The sequence below is a fragment of the Trichlorobacter sp. genome, from assembly GCF_034008105.1.
In the GTDB taxonomy this organism is placed as follows: domain Bacteria; phylum Desulfobacterota; class Desulfuromonadia; order Geobacterales; family Pseudopelobacteraceae; genus Trichlorobacter.
In genome coordinates this window covers 59,100-80,678 of sequence record NZ_JAVEPN010000016.1, presented here as the reverse complement: position 1 = coordinate 80,678, position 21,579 = coordinate 59,100, and the positions used below count along the sequence as shown (strand labels likewise).

At 59.6% G+C, this 21,579-nt stretch carries 25 protein-coding genes and 1 tRNA gene; 8 read left to right on the top strand and 18 right to left on the bottom strand.

Annotated features, from left to right (window positions below; genetic code table 11):
• The first annotated feature begins 175 nt into the window (after nucleotides 1-175).
• Nucleotides 176-252: transfer RNA gene (locus RBQ93_RS10590), tRNA-Arg, on the top strand.
• Nucleotide 253: 1 nt separating this feature from the next.
• Here RBQ93_RS10590 and RBQ93_RS10585 read toward each other — a convergent pair.
• From RBQ93_RS10585 to RBQ93_RS10505, 17 genes are all read right to left on the bottom strand, one after another.
• On the bottom strand, nucleotides 254-376 hold the full coding sequence (locus tag RBQ93_RS10585; RefSeq protein ID WP_320372090.1) for a hypothetical protein: 123 nt from the start codon (nucleotides 374-376) through the stop codon (nucleotides 254-256).
• Nucleotides 377-597: 221 nt separating this feature from the next.
• A complete protein-coding gene (locus RBQ93_RS10580) occupies nucleotides 598-2,205 on the bottom strand; it encodes a CTP synthase (RefSeq protein ID WP_320372089.1) in 1,608 nt (535 codons plus the stop codon).
• Between the two features lie 39 nt (nucleotides 2,206-2,244).
• Nucleotides 2,245-3,006: a 3-deoxy-manno-octulosonate cytidylyltransferase gene (gene kdsB / locus RBQ93_RS10575; protein ID WP_320372088.1), complete on the bottom strand. Its 762-nt coding sequence runs from the start codon at nucleotides 3,004-3,006 to the stop codon at nucleotides 2,245-2,247.
• 80 nt (nucleotides 3,007-3,086) lie between these two features.
• Nucleotides 3,087-4,355, bottom strand: a complete 1,269-nt coding sequence (locus tag RBQ93_RS10570) for an EAL and HDOD domain-containing protein (protein WP_320372087.1) — start codon at nucleotides 4,353-4,355, stop codon at nucleotides 3,087-3,089.
• 90 nt (nucleotides 4,356-4,445) lie between these two features.
• Nucleotides 4,446-5,510, bottom strand: a complete 1,065-nt coding sequence (locus RBQ93_RS10565; protein WP_320372086.1) for a chemotaxis response regulator protein-glutamate methylesterase — start codon at nucleotides 5,508-5,510, stop codon at nucleotides 4,446-4,448.
• The gene (locus tag RBQ93_RS10560) at nucleotides 5,503-6,018 is read right to left on the bottom strand and encodes a chemotaxis protein CheD (RefSeq protein WP_320372085.1); all 516 of its coding nucleotides are present in this window, start codon (nucleotides 6,016-6,018) and stop codon (nucleotides 5,503-5,505) included. The genes RBQ93_RS10565 and RBQ93_RS10560 overlap by 8 nt, the downstream gene beginning before the upstream one ends.
• The gene (locus RBQ93_RS10555; protein ID WP_320372084.1) at nucleotides 6,015-6,878 is read right to left on the bottom strand and encodes a protein-glutamate O-methyltransferase CheR; all 864 of its coding nucleotides are present in this window, start codon (nucleotides 6,876-6,878) and stop codon (nucleotides 6,015-6,017) included. The genes RBQ93_RS10560 and RBQ93_RS10555 overlap by 4 nt, the downstream gene beginning before the upstream one ends.
• A 46-nt stretch (nucleotides 6,879-6,924) precedes the next feature.
• Nucleotides 6,925-7,398: a chemotaxis protein CheD gene (locus RBQ93_RS10550; protein WP_320372083.1), complete on the bottom strand. Its 474-nt coding sequence runs from the start codon at nucleotides 7,396-7,398 to the stop codon at nucleotides 6,925-6,927.
• Between the two features lie 9 nt (nucleotides 7,399-7,407).
• A complete protein-coding gene (locus RBQ93_RS10545; protein ID WP_320372082.1) occupies nucleotides 7,408-8,310 on the bottom strand; it encodes a HAMP domain-containing sensor histidine kinase in 903 nt (300 codons plus the stop codon).
• Nucleotides 8,311-8,383: 73 nt separating this feature from the next.
• On the bottom strand, nucleotides 8,384-8,878 hold the full coding sequence (locus tag RBQ93_RS10540) for a chemotaxis protein CheW (RefSeq protein WP_320372081.1): 495 nt from the start codon (nucleotides 8,876-8,878) through the stop codon (nucleotides 8,384-8,386).
• A gap of 9 nt (nucleotides 8,879-8,887) precedes the next feature.
• Nucleotides 8,888-10,561 (bottom strand): methyl-accepting chemotaxis protein, encoded by a 1,674-nt coding sequence (locus RBQ93_RS10535; protein ID WP_320372080.1) that lies wholly within the window; start codon nucleotides 10,559-10,561, stop codon nucleotides 8,888-8,890.
• A 206-nt stretch (nucleotides 10,562-10,767) separates the two neighbouring features.
• Nucleotides 10,768-12,882, bottom strand: coding sequence for a chemotaxis protein CheA (locus RBQ93_RS10530; RefSeq protein WP_320372079.1), 2,115 nt, complete (start codon nucleotides 12,880-12,882; stop codon nucleotides 10,768-10,770).
• A 24-nt stretch (nucleotides 12,883-12,906) separates the two neighbouring features.
• Nucleotides 12,907-13,272 (bottom strand): response regulator, encoded by a 366-nt coding sequence (locus tag RBQ93_RS10525; RefSeq protein WP_320372078.1) that lies wholly within the window; start codon nucleotides 13,270-13,272, stop codon nucleotides 12,907-12,909.
• A 1-nt stretch (nucleotide 13,273) separates the two neighbouring features.
• Nucleotides 13,274-13,633 carry an STAS domain-containing protein gene (locus RBQ93_RS10520; RefSeq protein WP_320372077.1) on the bottom strand — a complete coding sequence of 120 codons (360 nt, stop codon included), beginning with the start codon at nucleotides 13,631-13,633 and terminating at the stop codon, nucleotides 13,274-13,276.
• 15 nt (nucleotides 13,634-13,648) lie between these two features.
• Nucleotides 13,649-15,445 carry a methyl-accepting chemotaxis protein gene (locus RBQ93_RS10515; protein WP_320372076.1) on the bottom strand — a complete coding sequence of 599 codons (1,797 nt, stop codon included), beginning with the start codon at nucleotides 15,443-15,445 and terminating at the stop codon, nucleotides 13,649-13,651.
• Between the two features lie 31 nt (nucleotides 15,446-15,476).
• The gene (locus tag RBQ93_RS10510) at nucleotides 15,477-15,875 is read right to left on the bottom strand and encodes a response regulator (protein WP_320372075.1); all 399 of its coding nucleotides are present in this window, start codon (nucleotides 15,873-15,875) and stop codon (nucleotides 15,477-15,479) included.
• Nucleotides 15,876-15,895: 20 nt separating this feature from the next.
• Nucleotides 15,896-16,360, bottom strand: a complete 465-nt coding sequence (locus RBQ93_RS10505) for a cytochrome P460 family protein (RefSeq protein WP_320372074.1) — start codon at nucleotides 16,358-16,360, stop codon at nucleotides 15,896-15,898.
• Nucleotides 16,361-16,557: 197 nt separating this feature from the next.
• Between RBQ93_RS10505 and RBQ93_RS10500 the strand changes: the two genes are divergently transcribed.
• The 7 genes from RBQ93_RS10500 to RBQ93_RS10470 are packed head-to-tail and all read left to right on the top strand — an operon-like array spanning nucleotide 16,558 to nucleotide 21,197.
• Entirely contained in the window at nucleotides 16,558-17,028 is a 471-nt protein-coding gene (locus RBQ93_RS10500; RefSeq protein WP_320372073.1) for a cytidine/deoxycytidylate deaminase family protein, read from the top strand.
• Nucleotides 17,025-17,477, top strand: coding sequence for a transcriptional regulator NrdR (gene nrdR, locus RBQ93_RS10495; RefSeq protein ID WP_320372072.1), 453 nt, complete (start codon nucleotides 17,025-17,027; stop codon nucleotides 17,475-17,477). The genes RBQ93_RS10500 and nrdR overlap by 4 nt, the downstream gene beginning before the upstream one ends.
• Before the next feature lie 15 nt (nucleotides 17,478-17,492).
• Entirely contained in the window at nucleotides 17,493-18,596 is a 1,104-nt protein-coding gene (gene ribD, locus RBQ93_RS10490; RefSeq protein WP_320372071.1) for a bifunctional diaminohydroxyphosphoribosylaminopyrimidine deaminase/5-amino-6-(5-phosphoribosylamino)uracil reductase RibD, read from the top strand.
• A complete protein-coding gene (locus tag RBQ93_RS10485; RefSeq protein WP_320372070.1) occupies nucleotides 18,581-19,222 on the top strand; it encodes a riboflavin synthase in 642 nt (213 codons plus the stop codon). The genes ribD and RBQ93_RS10485 overlap by 16 nt, the downstream gene beginning before the upstream one ends.
• A gap of 18 nt (nucleotides 19,223-19,240) precedes the next feature.
• Nucleotides 19,241-20,446: a bifunctional 3,4-dihydroxy-2-butanone-4-phosphate synthase/GTP cyclohydrolase II gene (locus RBQ93_RS10480; RefSeq protein WP_320372069.1), complete on the top strand. Its 1,206-nt coding sequence runs from the start codon at nucleotides 19,241-19,243 to the stop codon at nucleotides 20,444-20,446.
• Complete coding sequence (locus RBQ93_RS10475; RefSeq protein ID WP_320372068.1) at nucleotides 20,446-20,985, top strand: epoxyqueuosine reductase QueH; 540 nt, start codon at nucleotides 20,446-20,448, stop codon at nucleotides 20,983-20,985. The genes RBQ93_RS10480 and RBQ93_RS10475 overlap by 1 nt, the downstream gene beginning before the upstream one ends.
• Nucleotides 20,985-21,197, top strand: coding sequence for a DUF2905 domain-containing protein (locus tag RBQ93_RS10470; RefSeq protein WP_320372067.1), 213 nt, complete (start codon nucleotides 20,985-20,987; stop codon nucleotides 21,195-21,197). Before RBQ93_RS10475 ends, RBQ93_RS10470 begins: the two co-directional genes overlap by 1 nt.
• A gap of 79 nt (nucleotides 21,198-21,276) precedes the next feature.
• Here the strand turns inward: RBQ93_RS10470 and RBQ93_RS10465 are convergent, their stop codons facing one another.
• Nucleotides 21,277-21,444: a DUF362 domain-containing protein gene (locus tag RBQ93_RS10465; protein WP_320372066.1), complete on the bottom strand. Its 168-nt coding sequence runs from the start codon at nucleotides 21,442-21,444 to the stop codon at nucleotides 21,277-21,279.
• Nucleotides 21,445-21,579: the final 135 nt, after the last annotated feature.

Here is a 21,579-nt window from a genome sequence, read left to right as displayed (position 1 = left end):
CTGCGAGATTGTAGAAACAGGGAATGAAAGCTGGAGAATCAAAACCAGAAATTCACACAAAAACTAACCGCTGGGGTGGGTCAATTTTGGACGCCGATGGTGGGTCAATTTTCAATGCCGATTGACAAAAGAAAAACAGAAACCGCTTACAGAGAATTAAAGACCTTTCCATCACGCGCCTGTAGCTCAGTTGGATAGAGCATCCGCCTTCTAAGCGGATGGTCGCAGGTTCGAGTCCTGCCAGGCGCGCCAATCACTTATTCACCACCCCCACCATAACCGCCGGTGCCAGCATGGCCAGATGCTCGGGCGTTACCCGGTGCAGGATATCGGGCCGAAACAGCGGCGAGCGGCCCTGATGAAAAGACCACGCCACCAGCTCGCTGCAGAACCAGCTATCATCATCTTGCCAATCCCTGCGCAGTAGCCATGCGATAAGAGCGGTCCAGTCGTAGGGTTTACCGATCTGGCTGGCAGCGGCGGCTGTTACCGCCGCAGGGGCTTGCGCCGCTGCCGTGAGAGCGGTTGTTGCGCTACTGTCTAAAAAGGGACCGGTTATGAGCCGGTCCCTTTTGTTGTGTATATGGTGTACAACACTTACTGTTTGTTGCGGTGCCCCAGGGAGGCGCCGATAAAGGCCTTGAACAGCGGATGCGGCACCAGCGGCTTGGATTTGAATTCCGGGTGGAACTGGCAGGCCAGGAACCAGGGGTGCTCGGGCAGTTCGATGATCTCCACCAGGTCTTTTTGCTGGTTGATGCCGGACAATACCAGCCCTTTGGTGGTCATGATCTCGCGGAAGGTGTTGTTGAACTCGTAGCGGTGACGGTGACGCTCGGAGATCTCGGTCTCGTTGTAGGCGGCAAAGGCCTTGGTGCCTTTGGTAACGGTGCAGGGGCAGGCCCCAAGCCGCATGGTGCCGCCTTTTTTATGCACTGATTTCTGCTCTTCCATCAGGTGGATCACCGGTTCTTTGCAGTCGGGCTTGAACTCGGTGGAGCAGGCTTTTTTGAGGCCGCAGACGTTGCGGGCAAACTCAACCGCCGCCATCTGCATCCCCAGGCAGATGCCGAAGAAGGGGATCTGTTTGGTGCGGGCATACTCGATGGCCAGCACCTTGCCTTCGGTGCCGCGCTCACCAAAGCCGCCCGGCACCAGCACGCCGTCCACATCGTCCAGCCAGCCGTCCACGCCGTTTTCTTCAAGCTTTTCGGCATCGATGTACTTGAGGTAGACCCGGCAGTCGTTGGCGATGCCGCCGTGGGTCAGCGCCTCGGCCAGGGATTTGTAGGACTCGGTCAGGTCGACGTACTTGCCGACAATGGCGATCCGCACTTCACCGTGGCTGGGGTGGCGCAGGGTCTCCACCACATTCTGCCAGTGGGTCAGGTCGGGCTGCTTGGTCCAGATGTTGAGCTTCTCCACCACCTGCTCGTCCAGCCGCTCCTTGTTGAGGGCCAGCGGTACGGCGTAGATATGTTCGGCGTCCACCGACTGGATCACGCAGGATTCATCCACGTTGCAGAACAGTGATATCTTGCGCTTCATGTCCTGGGGCAGCTCACGGTCGCAGCGGCAGACCAGGATGTCGGGCTGGATACCGATCTTGCGCAGCTCCATCACCGAGTGTTGGGTCGGCTTGGTCTTCAGCTCGCCGGCGGTGCGGATGTAGGGCACCAGGGTGACGTGCAGGTACAGCGTGTTGCTATGGCCGCGGTCGTGACGCAGCTGGCGGATCGCCTCCAGAAAGGGCAGTGATTCGATGTCGCCCACGGTGCCGCCCACCTCGACGATGGCCACGTCGGCCCCTTTGGCGTTTTCCAGCACCTTGCTCTTGATCTCATCGGTGATATGGGGGATGACCTGCACGGTGCCGCCCAGGTAGTCGCCGCGGCGTTCCTTGTCGATCACCGAGAAGTAGACCTGGCCGGTGGTGAAGTTGCTCTTCTTGGACAGTTTGGCCGAGGTGTAGCGCTCGTAATGGCCCAGGTCCAGGTCGGTCTCGGCGCCGTCGTCGGTGACGAACACCTCGCCGTGCTGGAAGGGAGACATGGTGCCGGGGTCGACGTTGATGTAGGGGTCCAGCTTCTGCATGGTCACCCGTAGGCCACGGGCCTCCAGCAGGGCGCCCAGCGAGGCGGCTGCCAGGCCTTTACCGATGGAGGAGACCACGCCGCCGGTGATAAAGATAAACTTGGTTTTCATGGAATTCTGCTCCTGATGTTTTGCGCGTGCAGTCATGCGTTATCCTTGTTTCATCAGCCGTTCGCGGGCCTTGGTGAGATCTTCAGGGGTATCGACACCCAGTGATTCAAAGTTGGTCTCCACCACCTTGATCCGTACACCGTTTTCCAGCGCCCGCAACTGTTCCAGTTTTTCGGCCGTCTCCAGCGGGGTAGGGGTTAAGGCGGCGTAGCGGATCAGGAAGTCGCGCTGGTAGACGTACAGGCCGACATGCTTGTAGCAGAGCAGCTTGCCCGAGGCAAAGGCGTCGTCTTTCAAGTCCTGCCACTTGTCGCGGAAAAACGGCAGCGGCGAGCGGGAGAAGTAGAGCGCGTCGTTGTTGGCGTCGGTGACCACCTTGACCACGTTGGGCGAGAGGAAGTCGTGCAGGCAGCTGATACGGCATTTGAGGGTGCCCATCTGCAGTCCGCCATCGCTCAAAAACGGTCCAATGGCCTGATCGATCATGGTTGGGTCGATCAGCGGCTCATCGCCCTGGACATTGACGATGATGTCGCTGGTAAGGGTTTGGGCCACCTCGGCCAGACGGTCGGTGCCGGTCTCATGGTCGGGGGAGGTCATGGCCACGGTGCCGCCGAAGCGGGTCACCGCCTCGGCGATACGCTGGTCATCGGTGGCCACGATCACCTGCGACAGGTGGCGGGCCTGGCTGGTCCGTTCGTAGACGTGCTGGATCATCGGCTTGCCGCACAGGTCGGCCAAGGCCTTGCCGGGAAAGCGGGTGGAACCGTAACGAGCGGGAATTATGGCAGTGATAGTCATGGATAGAACCGGATTGAGGAGATGTGTCCGGTTAGGACGGATAAGACTAGCCTAAAAGCAGGGCAGGGTCAAGGGGCAGCTTAGGTGCGACGCTGGTCCTGCACGATGCTGTTGCGCCAGTTGAAGGCGTCCAGCTGGGCGGACAACAGCTGTTCAAAGGTGATGCCGCTCTGTTCGAGGATGTCCTGTACCGCGACGAAGTCGGTTTTTTCCAGTTTTTCAGTTAGGAGCAGCAGTTGTCCCAACTGGCCTTCGCGCCGCAGCAGGGCGGCAGCCACCTCGTCGCTCAGGTTCAGGCTGCTGACCACCTCTTCCATATCGGTCTCGAACAGCACATCCAACAGCGAGAGGATGCCGGCCATGAAGGCTGCCTCCACCACATCGCTGGTGCGGGGCAGACCGCTACGCCGCATGGTCAGGATCTCCATCAGGCGGCCGCGTACAGCGGCCATCTCCAGCAGGGGCGAATTGAGCCCGCGCTCATCCTTGCCGGCAAACAGGGCCAGTTGCACCCAGCGCCGCAGGTGGTTAATCCCCAGCATCATGATGGCGTGGCGCAGGTTCTTGATCTTTTCCCGCATGCCGAACATGACCGAGTTGACCAGCTTGAGCAGGTTGAAGGTCAGGGTGGGGTTTTCGCGGAAGGTCTCTTCCACCTCGTTGATGTCCCAATCGGCGTTCAACTGTTTGAGCAGTTTCATCATAGCTAGGCCGGAAGGATCGATCCGCTTTTTGTTCAGCACCACCGGCCGCTCGAAGAAGTAGCCTTGGAACAGCTCGAAACCGTACTTGACGCACTGGTTGAACTGTTCGATGGTCTCCACCCGTTCAGCCAGCAGTCTGACCGGGAACTTGCGCAGTTCAGCCGCGATCTTGGGCAGTTCTTCAGGGTCGGTCTCCATCAGATCGACCTTGATAATATCGACAAATTTATAAAAAGAGGCGTGGTCGGGAGAGTAGACGTGGTCGTCCAGGGCGATCTGGAACCCCTGGGCCTTGAGTTGTTGGCAGCGTAGCCGGACGTTGTCGTCCAGCTCGATGTTTTCGAGGATCTCCAGCACCGACTGCTCGATCGGCAGCAGTTCCAGTATCTCGGAGTGCAGCACCCCGGCGGTGATGTTCAGAAAGCCGAACTTGTCCCCCAGTACCTCCTGAAAGCCGAATTCTGACAGAGCGCTGGCGATCACCGAGGCCGATGCCTGGGCCTGGCTCTCAAACTGGGCGGTCTCATGGTGGCCGGCTGCCCGGAACAGCAGCTCGTAGCCCACAATCTCCTGATTGAGATCAAGGATCGGCTGTCGGCCGATAAAGAAGCGCAGATCCTGATCTTGTCCTGTGGGTGCCGCCATGCGCGAGTCCTAGCGTGAAGGTTGCATTTAGTGTCTGGCTGCTGTAGCACACCGGCTGCCGACTGGTCAAGTCGGCCCTGTTGTACGGTCTTAAATAGATAACTTCATAACTTCTGGGGCGATCCGTTCCAGGGGGAGTATCTTGTCCACGCCACCCTGCTTGATCGCCTCATGGGGCATGCCGAACACCACGCAGCTGGCCTCATCCTGGGCGATGGTCACAGCACCGGCGTCGTGCATCTCCTTCATCCCCTTGGCGCCGTCATCACCCATGCCGGTCATGATCACCCCGACGATATTCTTGCCGCCGTAGCGGGCGGCCGAACGGAACAGCACATCCACTGACGGCCGGTGGCGGGAGACCAGCGGGCCGTCTTTCACCTCCACATAGTAGCGGGCGCCGCTGCGCTTGAGCAGGGTGTGTTTGTTGCCCGGCGCGATCAGCGCACGCCCCCGCACCACGGTGTCGTTATCGGCCGCCTCCTTTACGGTCACCTTGCAGGTGCTGTCCAACCGTTTGGCAAAGGCGGCGGTGAAGTTTTCCGGCATATGCTGCACGATCACAATGCCGGGCGTATCCTCGGGCAGCGACTCCAAAAACACCTTCAATGCCTCGGTGCCGCCGGTGGAGGCGCCCACCACCACCACCTTTTCGGTGGTCTGCACCATGGCCCGCGAGGTTGGCTTTTCGATCATCACATCGGCCGAATATTTGGGCGCTACGTCCCGTTGCGGCCGGTGCTGTTCGACCCGAGCCGAGGCAGCGGCCTTGATGGTATCGCAGATCTGGATGCGTGATTCCTCAATAAATTGTCGGGTACCCATCTTGGGCTTGGTAATGATATCCACCGCCCCGTATTCCAAGGCCCTGAGCGCGGTTTCACTGCCCATGTCGGCCAGGCTGGAGCACATCACCACCGGTATCGGATGCTGGCTCATGATCTTCTGCAGGAAGGTCAGGCCATCCATCTTGGGCATCTCCACATCCAGCGTGATCACATCCGGCACGATGGTCCGCATCCGTTCAGCGGCCAAAAAAGGGTCGGCAGCGGTGGCGATCACCTCGATCTGGGGGTCGGAGTTGAGGATGTCGCTTAAGGTTTGGCGTACAACCGCAGAATCATCAACCACCAGCACCTTTATCTTGTTAGCCATGGGTAGCGACCTCTTGGTTTATATCGTCCAGCGTGCTGTTGCGCACCTTGCGGATGAACACCTCGCCGCTGCCGGAGTTGAAAAACAGCATCCGTCCCCGCAGCCCGCCGGTATCGTCGGCAACCAGTTGCAGGTTCAGCTTGTGCAGCAGTTCTTTGGCACAGGCAACATTCTGTTCGCCCACGGTCAGCCGTTGCGCGGGGGGCACCCCCAGCACCCGGCTGCCGCCAAACAGCTTGGCCTCCAGCAGTTGGTGACGGGCGCCAAAGCCGAGCATCCGATCCAGCAACAGCCTGACCGCGCCATCCACGTGCCGTCCAGGCTCATCAGGTTTGCCGGTTGGAAGTAGTGCGTGGCAGATGCCGCCAAAACCACCACGTGGGCAGAAAAGGGTCACCGATACGCAGGAACCAAGAATGGTCTGCACCAGTGCCGGTTGATTGTCAACGAACAGTTCTCCCGGCTGCAGGTAGATGTGGCGAAGTTCCAGCTCTCTGAAACGCTTCATACTTTTCTATAAACGGTCGAGGCCACCGATTTGAAGGGCACATCCAGCCCGTTTAAGGTCTCGGAATGACCGAGAAACAGGAAACCGCCCGGTGCCAGCCGTTTGTGAAACTTGTGCATCAGGCGGGTCTGGGTCGGTTTGTCAAAATAGATGATCACATTGCGGCAGAAGATCACATCCTGACGCTCGCTGATAGGCAGTTCGTCATCCATCAGGTTGATCCGTTTAAAGCTGACGTGGCTGCGCAGTTCACTGCAGATGCGGACCAATCCCTTTTTTTTGTCTTTGCTGCGCAGCAGATATTTTTGTTTGAAGGCAAGTGAGATGGTATCAACCCGATCTTCTGGATAGATGGCGGCCTTGGCGGTCTTCAGCACCCGGGTGCAGATATCGGAGGCGGTGATAGTGAAGCGGAAGCCGGGATGGGCCTGGGCATACTCGTACAGCACCATGGCCATGGTGTAGGGCTCTTCACCGGTAGAACAACCGGCGCTCCAGATTTTGAACGGGGCACGCAACGCACTGCCTTCACGCCCGTGACGCAGGTTGGGCAGCACCTGCCTGACCAGAAAATCGAAATGTTGCGGCTCGCGGAAAAAATCGGTCTTGTTGGTGGTGACCACATCCACCAGGTGCACCATCTCCTGACGCTGGCCTTCAAGGCTGAAGACAAAATCGGCATACTCCTCAAAACTATGCATGCCCAGAGCCTTCAAGCGTTTCTGCAGCCGGGCCTCCAGCATGGTCTTTTTGGCGGGCGGTATCTTGATGCCGGCTTCATCGTAGATTAGTGCGCTGAAACGTTCAAATTCGTGTTGGCGCATGATATTCAGGCTTGGCGTCAGCTCTATCTTGGTCATGGTTGCATCCTAGCATATTCCGCGCTGCTGTAAGGGATTGAGTTGATCAGGCCTTGCTCTTGTCGGTTCCCACCAACACGACACCGGTCAGGGTATTCATGATCACCTTGCGTCCCTGGCGTCCGCCCAGGTCGGCCGAAACCACCGCTATCTTCCATTCTTCCAGGGTTTGCAGGGCCAGGGCAGCGTTGCGGTCGCCAATCATAAAGGCCTCGTTACCGGTACCGGTGATGTTGGCCCCGCCAAACAGCTTGGCCACCAGATACTCTCTGCGGCAGCCAAGCTGCAGCACCCGTTCCAGCAATTTATCCATGGCGATGCTGCCGTACTTGGGAGTGGCCAGCCCCTCACCATTCCAGAGTGGCAGCATGAAGTGGTTCATGCCGCCGCCGCCATAGACCTTGTCCCACAGGCAGACCGCCACACAGGAGCCCAGTACGGTGGTGATCCGGCACTCTTCACGTGAAGCATAAAGTGTGCCTGGAAAGAGAAAATGTCGGGCAGATTCCTGCTCACTCATACCGCGTTATCACGCCTGATCTGATTCATGATCAAACAGAAACAGGTTGCTGCCGACCCCATAGGTTTCGGCTCCTGCCTCGGTCTGCAGGTCTGGTAGCCATACCGTAAAGCTGCTGCCGGTTTGGGGTTGGGAGTGTATCTCAATCCTGCCGTCCAGCAGATCCACCAGCGACCTGACGATGCACAGGCCCAAGCCGTGGCCAAGGTGGGTCCGGGTGCTGCCGGTGTCGAGCTGGCTGAAGCGCGCAAAAATCTTGGGTATATCCTCCTCCAGGATGCCGATGCCGGTGTCCACCACCTGCACCTGCAGTCCGTCGTTCAGGCAGCCAAGCGTCACCGTGACCGCTCCACCTGGTTTGTTGAACTTGATGGCGTTGGAGACCAGGTTCGCCATGATCAGGGCCAGTTTTTCGGAATCACAGACGACCAGGGCGGGCGGATTTCCGTCCTGGCTGAGTACCGAGCCGTTGAGACTGACGCTGGCATGGTCTGCCACGGGCTGAAAGTCTTCCAGGGTGTCCTTGAGCAGGCTTTCGAGCGGGATCTTGGTCGGGCACGGGTGACTGGCGCCCGCCTCCAGTTCGGCTGCCATAAAGATGTTGCGCAGTTGAAAGACCAGGTTGAGCGCCTCATGGTGTATCAGACCGGCCAGCCGGGCAACTTCCGGTGATTGTGCTGCCTGGGCCATGATCTGGCTGGACAGCACCAGCAGCCCACCCATCGGGTCGCTGATCTCGTTGCGGATATTTGACAGGAAGTTGCTCTTAAGCCGTTCTGAGTATTCCAGTTTCTGGTTCACCTCCCTCAGGCGCAGGGTGACGGTGGTCAGATCGCTGAAGGCCTTGCGGCTCCGCTCGAAACGGAGTTGCAGCTCTTCCATCAATTCCTGGTCGGTCATGGTGTGTGACATGGTGAAGGGCTTCCTTTGCAGGTAGAAACGTAAACAGGGCCCAGGAAACCTGAGCCCTGTTCGGGAGGTCTGATTATGGAGCCGAGCCCGAACTCAAGGCAACGGCGGCAATCTCTCCTTCACTGAACACCTTGTCGATATCGAGGATCATCACGAAGTCACCTTCATGCTTGCCCATCCCCTTGATGAAATTGGTGTTCAGACGGGTGCCGATGTGTGGGGCCGGCTCGATCTGCTCCGGTTCCATCTCAACCACCTCCTGCACCGAGTCGGCCAGGGCACCCAGCACACTGGTTTCACCCTCCATGTTTACCTCGACCACAATGATACAGGTGTTGACCGTCTGTTCCGTGGCCGACATGCCGAACTTGAGTCGCATGTCGATCACCGGCACCACGCTGCCCCGCAGGTTGATTACCCCCCGCATAAACTCAGGGGTCTGGGGCACTTTGGTGACGCTGTTGTATTCCAGAATCTCCCGCACCTTGGCCACGTCGAGGGCAAACACCTCCTCGTCGAGCTTGAAGGTCAGGTACTGAACGGTTTCGGTAATGCTATTCACGCTCATGGCGACCTCCTAGAATTTTTCGAACTCGTCGTCAAGGTGGTCGGCCCCGGCATGGCTCAGGTCGAGATCAACACCGCCGGTGGGGGTGCGCTTGGCCGGCGCGCCGGCCTTGATGGAAGTTGCGTGGGCGATCTGCAGCTTTTTGCCAGCTTTGCGTTGAGCTTGCGATTTGCCGGCCAGGTCCAGTTTGAAGAACGAGATGGCGTCTTTGAGTTGTTCGGCCTGGCTGGAAAGCTCCTCGGAGGTGGAGGCCATCTCCTCGGAGGCCGAGGCGTTCTGCTGGATCACCTGATCCAGTTGCTGGATCGCCTTGTTGATCTGGTCGGCGCCGGTGTCCTGCTCCTTGCTGGAGGCGGTGATCTCCTGCACCAGTTCCGCGGTCTTTTGGATATCGGGCAACATCTTCTCCAGCATATCGCCGGCGGTCTCGGCCACCTGTACGCTGCGGGCCGACAGTTCACTGATCTCGCCGGCGGCCGATTGGCTGCGCTCGGCCAGCTTGCGTACCTCGGAGGCCACCACGGCAAAGCCCTTGCCGTGCTCGCCGGCCCGAGCTGCCTCGATGGCGGCGTTCAGAGCGAGAAGATTTGTCTGGCGGGCGATCTCTTCGATGATCGAGATCTTGGTGGCGATCTCCTTCATCGCATCAACGGTCTGTTTGACCGCCTTGCCGCCTTCCTTGGCGTCGGTGGCCGACTTCATGGAGATCTTCTCAGTCTGCAGGGCGTTATCGGTGTTCTGCTTGATGCTGGAGGCCATCTCTTCCATGGAGGAGGAGACCTCTTCCGCTGAAGCGGCTTGCTCGGTGGCACCCTGCGACATCTGCTGGGCAGTGGAGGAGAGTTCCTGGCTGCCGGCCGCCACGTTGTCGGCGGCGGATACCACATCGCCCACCACATGCTTCAGTTTTTCCACCATATTCTTGATGGCTTCCAACAGTTGGCCGGTCTCATCCTTGGAAGTGACATTCACCTCCATGGTCAGGTCACCGCCAGCCATCCTGTTGGCCACCCCCACCGCCTCGTTCAGCGGCAATACAATGCCGCGGGTCAGCACCACGGCGATCACGATCGACAACACCAGGGCGATGCAGCCCAGCATCAGCATCAGATTGCGTGAACTGTTGTAGGTGGCAACAGCCTCTTGGTAGCGGGCTTCGTTACGCTCATAGTTGTGTTTCAGCAAGGCCTCAAGCTCCTCCATCATGGCCCGTTCGACCGGCGCGGCAAACTTGCTCAGGTACTGGGCCGCCTCGGCATCTTTATTGGTCAGCCCAAGCTCGATCACCTTGTTGTTATGCCCTCGGGAGGCGGCAACGGTCTCTTTGAGTTTGGTGATGATCTCCCACGACTTGGTATCGGTCTTGGTGGTCAGCTCCTCGGTTGCCTTAAAGGCCTTGGCGTATTCCTCGCGGAACCCGGCGATGCGCTGGTTGTATTCCTGTTTCTTCTCAGGATCGTCGTTGACGATGATGTTGCGCATGTTAATGCCGATGTTCTGGATGTTGGTCTCCATATGGTTGATATAGTTGATCCGCACGGCGTTGACCTTGACAATCCGCTCCAGGTCACTGTTGATGTGCGACATGCCCCGGATGCCGAGCCAGATCAGCACCAGCATGATAATCAGCACCAGTGTAAAGGCCATCCCCATCCGTTTTCCGATCTTGATGTTGCTCAGCATGGTTTCCTCCTGTGCGGCATGTGGTATGAGTTTTTGCTACCTTCGGTAAGCTGACAGCGCAACAAGCCTGAGGCCTGTTTGATCACGGTGAAGGGAAGTATAGCAAGGCTTTTGGGCACTGCAAGGAGGGGAGCAAAAAAAGAGGGCGTTACGCAAAAAAAACGGGGCAGGCACATCTCCTGCCCCGCTGAACGTGAAACAGGTGGCTAGTTGAACTGCCGGAGCTCCACCTGCTCGGCGCCACGCACCAGCATGGATGGGTCCAGGATCAGGGCAACAGTGCCATCGCCCAGGATGGTGGCGCCGGAGATGCCCTGTACGTCGCGGTACATTCTGCCCAGGGTCTTGATCACGGTCTGATGTTCGCCCACCACATCGTCCACCACAAAGCCGATCCGGCTGCCATTGACACCGGCAATCACCACCTGTTCAATCTCGGGCTGCTTGCCGCTGATACCGAACTGCTCCCGCAGCGAGACGTAGGGGATCAGGGTGCCGCGCACATGGGCCAGGTTGCGGCCGTGGGCTGCCTCTACATCGGCTCGGCTCAGTTCGATGCATTCCTCCACCATGGCCAGCGGCAGCACGAAGAAGTTGTCGTCAATCCGCACCAGCAGGGTCTCGATGATGGCCAGGGTCAGCGGTATCTTGAGGGTGATCACCGAGCCCTTGCCTGGGGTGCTGTTGATGTCGATGCTGCCGCGCAACGCCTCGATCGCCTTTTTGACCACATCCATCCCCACGCCGCGGCCCGAGACGCTGGTGACCGCCTTGGCGGTGGAAAAACCGGGGGCGAAGATCAGGTTGTAGATCTCTTTGTCGGACAGTTCGCTGGCTGCGGTGATCAGGCCACGCTCGATGGCCTTGGCGCGGATCGCCTCTTTGTCCAGTCCGCCGCCGTCGTCGCGGATGGTAACCAGTACGCTGTCGCCGGAGTGTACGGCCCCCAGGTGGATGATCCCCGTGGGCGCTTTGCCGGCAGCCCGGCGTACCTCGGGCATCTCGATGCCGTGGTCGATGCTGTTGCGGATCAGGTGTACCAGCGGGTCATTCAGTTTTTCGATCACGGTCTTGTCCAGCTCGGTCTCGGCGCCGGAGGTCTCCAGATCGATCTCCTTGCCCAGTTCGGTGGACAGATCCCGTACCAGCCGTTTGAACTTGCTGAAGGTGGAGCCGATCGGCAGCATCCGCATGGTGAGGGTGGTGTCGCGCAACTCGGAGATCAGCCGCTCCACCTCCTCGGCTATGGTGATGATGTCGCCGTCGTTTTTTTCATCGGCGGTCTGGGAAAGGTGGGCCTGTACCGTTACCAGTTCGCCCACCAGGTTCACCAGATAGTCCAGCCGCTCGGCTGGTACCCGGATCGAGAGGGCGCTGTCCTGCGCAACATGCTGCTGACGGGCCTGACGCACCTCTTTCTGTTCCAGCAGCGCCGCTTCCACCTTGGAGGAGGGCACGATCCCCTGTTCTACCAGCAGTTCGCCGAACCGTTTCTGCATCGAGAGGATCTTTTGCATCTCTACCGGGGACAGATCACCACGCTCCACCAGAATTTCGCCCAGGTTCTTGTAGTTGGCGTCTCCTTCGGCGGTGATGGCGCAGGTGTCGTTGACCAGGTCGATCTTCAGTTCGCAGTCGTCCTCCACAAAGATGAAGACATCCTTCAAGGCATCCATGCCGTGGGGAGTGGAGATGATGATATCCCAGTAGAAGTGGCATTGTTCAGGCACCAGATCGCCCAGCAGCGGGATGGCATCCAGATGGGTCACGATCTCGCAACGCCCCAGACTGCGCAGTTCATTCAGCAGGTTAAGCGGGTTGGTGCCGCCCAGCATGATTTCGGGTGCAGGTTTGAAGCGGATCCGGAAGGTGCGTTGACACGCCTCGCCCTGTGCCGCGGCGGGTTCGGCTGTTTTTTCTTCGGCAACAACCGGGGCGTTACTTTGCGGCAGCAGGGCCTGGAGCCCGGCGATGATTTGCTGCCCCAGCGCCTCATCGGCCGGAGGTCCGCCGGCCGAGGCCTGCAGCATGGTGCTGATCTGGTCGCGGGCCTGCAGGGTCAGGTCCAGCAGGGGGCGGGTGACAAACAGCTTGCCGTTGCGCACCTGATCAAAGACCGTTTCCACCTCGTGGGTAAAACGGGCGATGTCATCAAACCCGAACATGGCGCCCGATCCCTTGATGGTATGCATGGCCCGGAAGACGCGGTTGATCAGGTCATCGTCCTGGGGGTTTTCCTCCAGTTCCAGCAGGGAGGTTTCCAGTTCGGCCAAAAGCTCGCCGGCTTCTTCGCGATAGGTGGCGATCGCCTGTTCCATCATAGTCTGCACCCCTTGCCCGGATGGTTAGCCCAGTACCTTTTTGACCACGGCGATCAGCTGTTCCGGCTTGAACGGCTTGACAATCCAGCCGGTGGCGCCGGCGCTCTTGCCTTCGGACTTGCGTGATTCCTGGGATTCGGTGGTCAGCATGATGATCGGGATGAACTTGTTGAGCGAACCGGCCCGCACCCCTTTGATCAGGCCGATGCCGTCCAGGTTGGGCATGTTCAGGTCGGTGATCAGCATATCCACCTTCTGGCTGCCCAGTTTGGTCAGGGCGTCCTTGCCGTCCACCGCCTCAACCACCTCGTAGCCGTTCTGCTTGAGGGTAAAGCTGACCATCTGACGAACGCTGGCCGAATCGTCGGCCGTCATGATTACCTTTGCCATGTTAGTTGAGTCCTCCGCACCAGAGACAGGGTTGATCAATAGTGTGTTTGCAGGTGGTGTGCCGTTGCAGGCCCACCACGCTGATCGCTTCTTGCACGCAGGGCGCCAAGCTTGCGCTGAAGTTGAACGAATGTCCCATTTCCTGCGCCGTACGGCAGGCCGAACAGATCAGCTGCATGCCGGACAGGTCGATGTCTGTCAGGGCCGCAACGTTGAGCCGTGTCTTGCTGGCCGTTGGCAGCTGATCCCGGAGCAACGCCAGCAGCTCGGGAGTGGTATCGATGGCCAGGCGGCCTGCCAGAGCCACTTCAAGCAGCGTGCCGTCACCGGACAGAGTGTGCGAGATGGTCAGATCGGACATGCAACCCCCCAAAAACTAGAATAGATCAACATTGTCGCCATACTCGGAAGCGTTGCCCGTACTGGCATCATCCCGCTTCAGTGAGAGTTGGACGCCGTGGCGGGCAGCCAGCATCTCGTGGATCAAGCGCTCGCTTTCCATGGTGTAGCGCTGTTCCATATGCTGCAGGTTGTTACGGAATTCGTTGGAGGCCGGCACCTGCTGGCGTGCTTCGGAGTAGACCTGCTCCAGTACGGCTTCGGCCTGTTCCGCCATCCTGCCGGATTCTTCATGGACATGGAACCCGGTGGTGGTGGCGTTGATATCTGCCGACAACGAGGCAACCATGTCGGCCAGGGATGACAGCCGGCCACGCACCTGTTGGTTGGTGCTGCCCAGGCCGCTGATGATCTGGCGTGATTCCTGTTCCATGGTGGCCACCTGATCGCTGGCGCTGTCGCTCTGCTGGTCGTTGCTGTGGTTCAGGTGTGCCGTGGTTTGGTTGATTGAGCGCAGGATGCTGGAGACCGCCTCGGTCTGCACCACCGCCTCCAGCGACAGCCGCTTGATCGCCTCGGCCAGCACCCCCAGCGCCGCTCCCTGGGGCCCGGTGTGGGCCGCCTTGATCTGGGCGTTCAAGGCGATCAGGTCGATCTCGGACCCGACGGCCTCGATGTCGCTGACAAAACCGGCGATCTGGCCGATGGTGCCGGTCACCTCGGCCATGGCACGCAGCAGGGTCTGGTCGGCCTCGGCACAGCGCTGCAGGATGGCGGTCACCCGGTGCATATCCTGTTGCATGGTATCCAGCAGCGAGCTCTCGTTGGAGCCGGCATTGCCCATCAGCGCCTGTTGCAGCTGCTGGCTGATCTGAGATTGCTTGATACCGATATTTTGCAGGCTGTCAAGGATGGTCTGGGTGGCCTGGTTCAGTTGGCTGGTGGCGTGGCGCAGTTGGGCATGCTGCAGCTCGCAGACGTCGCCCACCTCGGCAATCAGGTTCTCGCAGTTCGGTTGATCGGCTGCATCATGGGGGCCAGCGGTCTGATGCTGCAGCTTTTCCAGGGCCTCGTACACATGTTCGATCTGTTGACGGGTAATGTCGTGGAACTGCATGGAGGAGACCACGGTGGCGGTGTCGGCGGCCACCTCTTCGGCGATCACGCCGGCCTGGCTACCGGCGGTCGAGCAGGCCGCATTGAGCTGAGACAACGCTTCCAGGCTGGTGCGGATGCCGGAGAGGATACTGCTGGCGTCGGCGTGTTGGCTGGCCTCGGTGTTGCGCACCATGGCAAGGTTGTCGGTGATCAGCTGGGACAGCGCCTGGCGTTGCTGCATGATGCCGATCGATTTTTCGCTGACGGTGTGGGAGAGTTTTTCCACATCCATGGCCAGGGTGATGAAGCCCGTGCCCAGTTCACCCAGCCGGGCGCTCTCGATCTTGGTGGAGATGGAGAGCATCCGCAGGGATTTATCCATCTTCTGGAACCCTTCCAGCGGTTGCACCACCTGATCCAGCTGGGTCATGATCTCTTCAAGGGTGCGGCAGCTGGCGCTGCCCTGTGAACGGACATGCTGCAGATAGCTGTCCATCTCCTGAAACAGGTTGCTCAGCCGTGCGGTGAGCTGGCCGCTCTCGTCGCCGGCAAGCAGCTGGACCAGTTCGCCGGCGGTGGACGATACCTGGGATGAGCGCAATACAAAGTCCTGCAGCCGTTCACCGAGTTGCAGAAACTGAGTCTCGGTTGAACCTGCCAGGCGCTGCAGAATCTCCATGACCGGGGACATTTGGGATTGCCAGCGCTGCAGTTGGTCACACAGGTTGCTGCTCATGGGCACAGGGTTCCTTTCGTGGTTGCGGTTACTACTTGATCAACCCAAGGCTGCGTAGCTCGGCCAACAGCTTGGCCTTGCTGATCGGTTTCACCAGATAGGCGGTGGCTCCCCCCTGGTAGTAGGTGTCAAAGACGGTTTTGGCGTCGTCCAGGGCGGTGGTCATGACGATCTTGGCCTCGCAGTTGGCCGGAATATCCATCTCCTTTTCCAGGGCCCTGATCTGACGCAGCGCCTCACGACCATCCAGCCTGGGCATCATGATATCCAGGCAGATCAGGTCGTAGGGTTGCTTGGTTTCGTGGGCCAGCTTGAAGGAGGCCACGGTCTCTTCGCCATCAACCGCAACATCGCAGGCAAAATAGGGAGACAGCAACTCGCTTAAGACACGGCGTGATATGAAATCATCTTCTGCGATCAGGCATTTCACAGGAGTTACTCCTTTACGGGTTACTTAAAATCGGCAAGGCTTGAAAACACGTAATCACGGTGGGCCACCTTGTTCCGGTGGCACTCGAAACAGGTTGAAACCGGATCCAGTCCGCTTGGTTTGCCCTGGGCGGTGTAGCCGGCATATAACCAGCCGCCGGTGGCCTGCTGGCGTTTGTCCTTCTTCATCAGCACCACCATGTTCTTGGGGCCGTCCACGGACGGGTTATCGGCCTTCAGGTTGAAATGCTCCACGATGATCCGGCTGCCTTCGGGAAACCTGTTAGCGGCACGGTAGCCCTGCATCGCCTTGGCATCGGCGTACAGGTAATGGACACCGTAGAAGAGCGAATGTTTGTCGGTAACCACCTTGCGGGCACTCTTTTTCCAGCTGGTGGCATACGCCTTGGGCAACGCCGGTTGCTGGGCAGCCAGGGCGGGGCAGGCAACGGCCAGGAACAGCAGGAAGAGTACGGTTTTTTTCATGCGGGTACGAACTCCTTGCGGACGGTCTGAAGGGCGTTCTGTCAGACTACAGCATCTTTGTAACATGAAAAATAAAGTTGTCCAGCAAAAGGCTGGTACTTGGCTGTGTGCCACCCTTTTCTCCTAATGTTGACCTCTGTGACGGTATGGTTTATAGCATGTTAGTATTCATGCGACTTTGCAACCTGGAGCCAGCCATGTCACGTCCCTCCTGGGATCAGTATTTCATCGACATCACCCATCTGGTGGCCACCCGTTCCACCTGTCTGCGTCGTCAGGTGGGGGCCCTGCTGGTCAAGGATCGCAATATCCTGGCCACCGGCTACAACGGTACGCCTTCGGGTATTACCCATTGTGAGGATGTGGGTTGTCTGCGGGAACGGCTGAAGGTGCCCTCCGGTGAACGGCACGAGCTCTGCCGGGGGCTGCATGCCGAGCAGAACGCCATCATCCAGGCTGCCCGCCACGGGGTGAACATCGATGGGGCTACGCTGTACTGCACCACCATGCCCTGTATCATCTGCACCAAGATGCTGATCAACGCCGGCATCCGCCGGATTGTATATGAAGAGGGCTATGCCGATGAACTGGCCCGGGAGATGGTGGCCGAGGCGCAGATCGCGGTGGATCAGTTCCAGCGTCAGACCCCGCGGGTGGCACTGCCATGAAGTGTCCTTTTTGTGGTAATCCCGACAGCAAGGTGGTGGATTCCCGGCCTGACAAAGGCGGGGCGGCCATCCGGCGGCGGCGGGAGTGTGAAAGCTGCACCAAACGTTTTACCACCCATGAGCGGATCGAGGAGATGCTGCCCCTGATCTGCAAGAAGGATGGACGGCGAGAGCCGTTCGACCGGTTGAAGGTGGTGTCGGGCATCAAGAAGGCCTGCGAGAAGCGTCCGGTTTCTATCGAGGAGATAGAGCGGATGGCCGACCGTCTGGAGGCCCGCCTGCAGGAAAGCGGTGAGCGGGAGATTCCGGCCTCCCAGGTGGGTGAGTGGATAATGAAGGAGCTGCACGACACCGACGAGGTGGCCTATGTCCGTTTTGCCTCGGTCTATCGTTCGTTCAAGGATATCAGCGAGTTTATGGATGAGTTGCAGGAGCTGTTGAAGAAGTAGGGTGGGGAGGCTGCAATGACCAGCAACGATAGCAGGTATATGCGACGTGCCCTGACCCTGGCCCGCAAAGGGGTGGGACGGACGGCCCCCAACCCGGCGGTGGGCTGCGTGATCGTGAAGGACGGGCAGGTGGTCGGTGAGGGCTGGCACAAAAAGGCCGGCACGCCCCATGCCGAGGTGCATGCCCTGCAGCAGGCCGGTGCCTTGGCCCGCGGAGCCGACGTGTATGTGACCCTTGAACCGTGCAGCCATCACGGCAAGACCCCGCCCTGCAGCGAGGCGCTGATTGCGGCCGGGGTGCGGCGGGTGGTGGTGGGCATGGTTGACCCGTTCGGGCAGGTCAGCGGCAAGGGAATCGCCCAGCTGCGCAGTGCCGGGATCGACGTTGAGGTGGGCCTGCTGGAGGGCGATTGCCGTGAGCTGAACAAGGGCTTCATCAAGTATGTGACCAGCGACCGGCCCTATGTGATCTATAAATCGGCCATGACCCTGGATGGCAATATCGCCACCGTGACCGGCCATTCCCGCTGGGTGAGCGGTGAGGAGTCGCGCCGTTATGTGCACCGTCTGCGGGACGTCTGCGACGCGGTGATGGTGGGGGTGGATACGATCCTGATGGACAACCCGCAGCTGAATGTGCGGCATGTCAAGGGTCGTTCGCCGCTGCGGGTGATTGTGGATACCCATCTGCGGACCCCGGAGAGCGTCAATGTGCTGTCCGGCCCGCTGGCCAAGAAGACAATCATCGCCACCTGCGAGACCAACCCCAAGGTGCACCGTCGCTACGAGCTGCAGGGGGCTATGGTGGTGGTCTGCGAGGAGTTTGACGGCCGGGTGGCAATGGCTGACCTGCTGCGCAAGCTGGGCCTGCATGGTGTGCAGACCATCCTGCTGGAGGGGGGCAGCCGCCTGGCGGGTGATATGCTTAAGAATGGCCTGATTGATGAGTGCATCTTCTTCTATGCCCCCAAGATCGTGGGGAACGGGTTTGCCCCCTTCACCCTGCCCGGTATCGAGACCATGGACAGCGCCATCCGGATGGAGATCACACGGATCGGCATGAGTGGCCCTGATGTGGTGGTGCATGCCCGGCCGGAGGCGCCATGTTTACCGGCCTGATCGAATGCACCGGCAGTCTGGTTGCCCTGCGGCGCGGCGGCCAATCGGCGGTTCTGGAGGTGAGTGCGCCCCTGCCGGCGGACCAGATCGTGATCGGTGATTCGATCGCCGTCAACGGGGTCTGCCTGACGGTGACCGCCATGACGGCTGGTCGCTTCAGTTTCGATGTCTCGCCGGAGACGGTGGCGCGCAGTACCTTCCAGGCAGCGGCACCGGGGGCGGCGGTCAATCTGGAGCGGGCCCTGCGGATGGGGGGACGGCTGGACGGCCATCTGGTGACCGGCCATGTGGATTGCATCGCCCGGCTTGAGAGCCGCAGCCAACGCGACAACGCCACGCAGCTGACCTTCCGCTTGCCGTCGGAGTATGCCCGGCTGTTGGTGGAAAAAGGCTCGGTGGCCATTGACGGCATCAGTCTGACCGTGAATGAGGTGGGCCCGGAACGGTTCGGCGTGACCATCATCCCCCATACCCTGGCCAAGACCACCCTGGCTGATCTCAAGGTGGGCGGAACGGTGAATATTGAGACCGACATCATCGGCAAGTATGTGGCGCGGCTGCTGACGCCCCATGCCGGGGGTGGCGGCCTGACCATCGAAAAACTGCTGCAGAACGGTTTTGTCTAGAGAGAGGAATAACGAGCAATGGGTGTATGTACGATCGAAGAGGCGATTGAGGATATCCGCCAGGGCAAGATGGTGATCCTGGTTGACGACGAAGACCGCGAGAACGAAGGCGACCTGACCATGGCGGCCGAGCTGGCCACCCCCGAGGCGATCAACTTTATGGCCAAATACGGCCGTGGTCTGATCTGCCTGACCCTGACCGCCGAGAAGTGTGACGCCCTGGGCCTGAGGCCGATGGTGCGGGACAATACCTCGCCCTTCGAGACCGCCTTCACCGTCTCCATCGAGGCCAAGCATGGCGTCACCACCGGCATCTCCGCCGCTGATCGCTCCCATACCATCCTGACGGCGGTGGCCCCCCAGGCCACGGCCAATGATCTGGTCAGCCCCGGCCATATCTTTCCGCTACGGGCCAAGCCGGGTGGGGTGCTGGTGCGTACCGGTCAGACCGAAGGTTCGGTGGATCTGGCGCGGCTGGCCGGCCTGACGCCGGCCGGGGTGATCTGCGAGATCATGAACGACGATGGCAGCATGTCGCGCATGCCGGAACTGAAGGAGTTCGCCAAGCAGCATAACCTCAAGATCTGCACCGTGGCCGACCTGGTGGCCTATCGCCTCAAGCATGAGCAGCTGGTGCGGATAGTGGCCGAGGCCAAGCTGCCTTCCCGCTACGGCGGTGATTGGCGGGTGGTGGCCTTTGAAAATGACGTGGACAAGCTGGATCACCTGGCGCTGGTCAAGGGCGACATCTCCGGTGATCAGCCGGTGCTGGTGCGGGTCCACTCGGAGTGTCTGACCGGCGACGTGATGGGTAGCTTGCGCTGCGATTGCGGCGAACAGCTGCACAAGGCGATGGAGATCATCGATCAGGAGGGGCGTGGCGTGGTGCTGTATATGCGTCAGGAAGGACGCGGCATCGGCCTGATCAACAAGCTGAAGGCCTACGAACTGCAGGACCAGGGACTGGACACGGTGGAGGCCAACCAGCAACTGGGATTCAAGGCCGACATGCGTGATTACGGGGTGGGGGCCCAGATCCTGGTTACCCTGGGACTGACCAAGATTCGGTTGCTGACCAACAATCCCCGCAAGATGGTGGGCCTGCAGGGCTACGGCATCGAGCTGGTCGACCGGGTGCCGATCGAGGCCAGTCCCACCTGCTCCAACCTCGGCTATCTGCGGACCAAGCGCGAGAAGCTGGGACACCTGCTGGAAAAGGTCTGATGAGAGTTCTGCTGCATATCTGCTGCGGCCCCTGCGCCCTGTATCCCCTCGCCATGCTCCGTGGCGAGGGGTTTGCCGTTACGGGCTGGTTTTTCAACCACAACATCCACCCCTATCAGGAATATCAGCGTCGCCGTGACGCTGCCCGGCAGATGGCCGAACTGGAAGGGCTGGAGCTGGTGGTGCGGGACGAGTATCGTCTGGAGGAGTTTCTGTCAAATGTGGCGGCCGAGCCGGAGAACCGTTGTGCCTACTGCTATGCCTCCCGGCTTGACGCCGCCGCTGCAGCGGCCCGTGAGGGCGGTTTTGATGGCTTCAGTTCGTCCTTGTTCTACAGCCGCTATCAGAACCATGAGCTGATGCGTCAGCAGGCCGAGGACGCTGCTGAACGGCATGGGGTTGCTTTTGTGTACCGTGACTTTCGACCCGGCTGGCAGGAGGGGATCCGCCGCTCCAAGGAACTGGGCCTGTATCGGCAGCAGTACTGTGGCTGCATCTACAGCGAACAGGAACGCTATCAGCCACGGGAGCAGCGCTGATGCCGAGCCTGGGGCGGAGCTTGATCATGATCGGCCTGCTGCTGGTGGCGGTAGGGGTGGTGGTCAGTCTGGCGCCGCGTATTCCCTGGCTGGGAAAGCTGCCGGGAGATATCTTCATCAGGCGTGAGCAGTTTAGCTTCTATATGCCGTTGACCACCAGCCTGCTGGTTTCGCTGGCGCTTTCATTGCTGTTCTGGCTGCTGCGGCGTTAATGCCCCGATAGGCAAACAGAAACGGCCCGGACAGTGTTGTCCGGGCCGTTTCTGTTTAAAACAGGTTTTGGTCAGTCGATTAAGCGTGGATTGCGTTTACCGGGCAGGTGTCAACGCAGGCGCCGCAGTCGATGCAGGTGTCGGCGTCGATCACGCGCTTGTTGCCCTGCTCGCTGATGGCGTTGACGGGGCAGGAATCTTCACAAGCTGCGCAGTTGGTGCAATCGTCGGTAATGGTATGGGACATGATAGAGCTCCTTTGTGTGGGTTTGTTCCTTGACGGAATGCTTTGGTTTTCTAGCACGGGGTAAAGTAAATGTCCAGCAAAAGTGTATACCGAAAAGTGCATGTCTGCCATGAAAAAGGTTGAATTTAAATTTGT